The 2,610-nt window shown below is 44.0% G+C and carries 3 protein-coding genes; all 3 read right to left on the bottom strand.

The annotated features are described in order from the left end of the window. Positions 1 to 15: 15 nt before the first annotated feature. Positions 16 to 1,335 (bottom strand): CBS domain-containing protein, encoded by a 1,320-nt coding sequence (locus CHI10_RS14135; protein ID WP_095244887.1) that lies wholly within the window; start codon positions 1,333 to 1,335, stop codon positions 16 to 18. An 82-nt stretch (positions 1,336 to 1,417) separates the two neighbouring features. Next, positions 1,418 to 1,666, bottom strand: a complete 249-nt coding sequence (locus tag CHI10_RS14130; protein WP_095244886.1) for a hypothetical protein — start codon at positions 1,664 to 1,666, stop codon at positions 1,418 to 1,420. A 105-nt stretch (positions 1,667 to 1,771) separates the two neighbouring features. Then, positions 1,772 to 2,452, bottom strand: a complete 681-nt coding sequence (locus tag CHI10_RS14125) for a metal-dependent hydrolase (protein ID WP_095244885.1) — start codon at positions 2,450 to 2,452, stop codon at positions 1,772 to 1,774. Positions 2,453 to 2,610: the final 158 nt, after the last annotated feature.

The raw sequence follows: 2,610 nt of genomic DNA, 5'->3' as shown, positions 1-2,610 counted from the left end.
ACTTCCGCATTTCTTTTAATGCCTGTCAATCAGCTGGCACATCATCATCGCCTTGCCAACAAGGACACCTTCGTTAAAAACTTCAACATCCACTTTACCGAACTTCCGCCCTACTTCCAGGACTTTAGGATTGATTTCAAGCATGCTTTCAATCTGCACAGGTTTTATAAAGTAGACAGTCATATTTTCAACTACGAGATCTCCCTTTTTATAGCTTCTTAACACTCTGTTCGCCGCTTCCGATACAATGGTTGTAAAGACTCCATAGGAAATCGTTCCAAGGTGGTTGGTCATCTGCGGAGTAACCTCGCAGCGGTAGACGTCATCCCCTTTTGTTTTCCCCCTTGTCATAACCAGCTGGCTGGTGACAATATCGTCAATTGTTTCCCCCACCTGCGGCTGCCTTTGTATCATCTGTAAAGCCTTCAGAACATCCTGGCGGCTTACAATGCCTTCGAGTTTATTCCCTTCATCCACCACTGGAAGCAATTCAATTCCTTCCCACACCATCATATGCGAGGAAGAAGCAACACTCGTCTTTCCTCCAACTGTCATTGGGTTTTTAGTCATGATTTTTTCGATTAGCGTTTCCTTGTCATGTCCCATGATATCCTTGGAAGTAACTACTCCCTGCACCTTGAGGTTATTGTCGACAACCGGGAATCGGCTGTGGCCGGTTTCGCGATTATATGTCATCCAATCTGCAATTGTATCGGTTGTTTTCAGGAAGATCGCCTCTTGCAGAGGAGTGAGGATATCTTCAACAAGTACAATCTCTTTTTTAATCAGCTGGTCATAAATAGCTCGATTGATCATAGTCGCCACTGTGAAGGTATCATAACTGCTTGAGATCACAGGCATCTGCAAATCGTCAGCCAGTTTTTTGACATGGTCTTCTGTATCAAATCCCCCGGTAATTAATACCGCAGCGCCAGCCTTCAAAGCTAATTCGTGTGCCTGTGTCCGGTTTCCGACGATCAGCAGATTTCCGGCATCTGTGTATCTCATCATCGCTTCAAGCTTCATCGCGCCAATAACAAATTTATTCAAAGTTTTATGAAGGCCTGCTCTTCCACCGAGCACCTGGCCGTCAACGATATTAACAACTTCTGCAAAAGTAAGCTTCTCAATATTCTCTTTCTTTTTCCGCTCGATTCTTATGGTCCCAACACGTTCTATTGTACTGACATATCCCTTATTTTCAGCATCCTTAATCGCTCTGTATGCCGTACCTTCACTCACAGCGAGCGCCTTGGCGATCTGTCTGACAGATATCTTTTCTCCAATTGGCAGTTCATCAATATATTGTAATATTTGCTCATGCTTAGTAGCCAAGACTTTCACCCTCTACAAATTATTCCTTATTTTCATTATAAGGGTAAAGAGGCCTTGATACAATTGACTCCGGCAATCTTCATTACCTGCCTAAGGAGTGCGCCCGCTTCCTGTCTGCCAATTTGCGCACCTGCTTTCCCGAAACAGCCGCTTTTTTCGGTGCATAGAGCAATGCAGTCAGGTTTCCGGCAATGACAAAAAGCGCAAGGGCCAGCCAGCTGATGGCAAAGATCCCTTCCGTCCCTCCATTAAATACACCCATTTTTGGAGCTGCATAATAAAGCATCAAGCCGCAAAGCAGCAAGCATAGCAAATATCGGTTTTTGTTCAATTTTGCTTCCTCCTTTATCCTGTCCTCCCTAAAATGTATGCGGACAGGCCGGGATTTAGTTATAAAAAAACAAACGCAGCCTCCATCAGAAGCTGCGTTTTCATATTACAATTCGATTGATTCCCCTGCTTCGAGAACCTGCCCGACTCCACCTTCGAGCATGCTGATAAATTTATGTGGATCCTGCCTGATTGGCGGAAATGTGTTGAAGTGAATGGGAACAACCTTTTTGGCACCCAGGAGTTCTGCTGCGTATGCTGCATCATCAGGCCCCATTGTAAAATTGTCTCCAATCGGCAGAAATGCCAAATCGATCGGATGGCGATCGCCAATTAGCTTCATATCAGAGAAAAGTCCAGTATCCCCTGCATGATAAATGGTTTTTCCTTCTATTGTGATGAGCACACCTGCAGGCATTCCCAGGTAGATGATTTCCTGGTTTTCCGTCTCGAGGCCTGTTCCATGAAATGCAGGTGTCAGCTTCACTCTTCCAAAGTCAAAATTATATCCGCCGCCGATCGACATTCCATGCGTTCTTACTCCCTGCCACTCAAGATAGGTGGCAAGCTCAAAGTTGGCAATGACAAGAGAATCATTGCGCTTTGCCAGCTCAATCGTGTCCCCAAGATGGTCACCATGTCCATGGGTGACAATGATGACGTCCGGCTTCTGATCCTCAGCTTTTAGGTCTGTCAAACTATTTCCGGTAATAAAGGGGTCTATTAAAATGGTTTTTCCCTGTGATTCGATTTTTACTACTGAATGGCCATGAAATGATACTTTCAATTGGATGCTCCTCTCCTATTTTAAGCTATGTAAGTTACTTCAACGAAAAACAAGTTATTCCTGCTTTCTTTTAATATATACCCGAATTGGCAATCTTTAAAAAGTTTACAATATCTATGGTTAAAGGTATATTTCTGAAGTTAGATAACTGTCTAGCT

This window comes from Bacillus sp. 7894-2, from assembly GCF_002272225.1.
Lineage (GTDB): Bacteria > Bacillota > Bacilli > Bacillales > Cytobacillaceae > Cytobacillus.
This window is presented reverse-complemented; position numbering and strand designations above follow the sequence as displayed.